Below are 1428 nucleotides of genomic sequence, written 5' to 3' on the forward strand. Positions count from 1 at the left end.
GTGGCTGATCGAGAAGAACGGCTACCGCAGCCCGCTCGACATGCGCCTCGACACCGATCTCAGGCGCGCCGCATAGTGCAACCGCGTGTCCAGGACACCGGGTGCGGTACAAGCGTCATGCGAGCGGTCGCCGGTCACACAGGAGCCGGCATGGCCGAACGGCATATCTGGCGTAAGGGCGAGGATCGACCCGCGACCGACGGCACGCGAGGCGCCCCTGCTCACGATCGTCACCCCGTCAGCAGCAATTCCCAGCCCCAAGGCGGTCTGCGGAGCGTTGGCTGGCGCATCGGCCAAATCACCCTCGACGGCTTTGATCCAAATCCACGGCACCGCGGCTAGGAAATCTCGCCATTCGACAGGCTGGAGCGGGCGCACGACGCGGTAATCATGGCGGGGCTGCTCGGCGTTGCGGTGGTGGGTCATGGGCTCTTGCCTCCGACTGGTGGACAGCCGGACCATATGCCTGTTGACATGTTGTTGGAAACAGGTGGAAAGTTAGTTCACGTCCGTTTTACCGGGTGCCAAGCGCCCTCTTTATCTTCTAGTTGCTGGTGGACCCAGAGCGCGGCTTCGTCGGTGATCCGCCGGATGCCCGTGGTCCAGCGGCTGAGCAGCGTCTTGCTGTAGCCGGCGGTCGCGGTGACCTGAGCGTAGGTCATCCCGGCGATCGCGCGCTTGATCTCCTCCGGCGTCGCCAGCCCGTGTCGATCGCGGAGCGATGCCCGGTGAGCCGCGCGAGCCAACCCCTCCGCAACAAGCATGTCGGCGGCGAGGAGAGGCCTGACGGAGAGCAACTGCGCTACGCGCTCGATCTGGCGGGCAGGGACGTCTGAGCCAGGCGGGCCTGGAAGCCACGCCGAGGCGATGACGTCGAGAGTGCTGAGATCCTTGATCTCGTAGCCGGCGCTGGCGAGACGCTGGAGGACGCTATCTGCAACGGCGTTGGCTGCGTCCGGCTCGACCTCTGACCAGTCCTCTTCCGATGCCAAGACCGGCAGAGCGAGGGATCGAGGCAGAGTTACAGCGTCGAGGGCCTCGCCCCCGGCCTCGACCGGCACCCCCTCGGCGCGCAAAAGGACCGAGGCCTGCGCTCGCATGATCGGCTCGGCCTGCTGCCAAGCGTCCCGAACCCGCCGTGCGGCTGCGGAACCTGAGCCTGCCCGTGCGGGCAGCAATCTCACGGATGCCGCCAGCTCGGCCGCTTTCGTATCGGTGTCGGCCACTCTATCCCCCCTACCCGCTCGCCGTACGGCTCTGTCATAGTTTCCAGAAGCCAGCAACGGGTGGAAATGCGGAAGCCGTGGCATACTGTTTTGAGATGGTCCCCATCCGTAGGACAGTTTGACGGCCTGGATAAGCTCAGTTCTGGTTGTCGTCAGGCCGCCAACTTCGTCACCTCGTTCGCCGCGTAGGCCTCGTCGGGGG

General features: G+C 65.6%; 2 protein-coding genes. Both read right to left on the bottom strand.

Annotated features, from left to right (window positions below; all coding sequences use genetic code 11):
* Positions 1-21 precede the first annotated feature (21 nt).
* The gene (locus E2C06_RS36420) at positions 22-426 is read right to left on the bottom strand and encodes a hypothetical protein (protein ID WP_133293379.1); all 405 of its coding nucleotides are present in this window, start codon (positions 424-426) and stop codon (positions 22-24) included.
* A 77-nt stretch (positions 427-503) separates the two neighbouring features.
* Positions 504-1226, bottom strand: a complete 723-nt coding sequence (locus tag E2C06_RS36425) for a hypothetical protein (RefSeq protein WP_133293380.1) — start codon at positions 1224-1226, stop codon at positions 504-506.
* Positions 1227-1428 lie beyond the last annotated feature (202 nt).

Origin of the sequence: Dankookia rubra (assembly GCF_004355005.1) — a bacterium.
Classification (GTDB): Bacteria; Pseudomonadota; Alphaproteobacteria; order Acetobacterales; family Acetobacteraceae; genus Paracraurococcus; species Paracraurococcus ruber_A.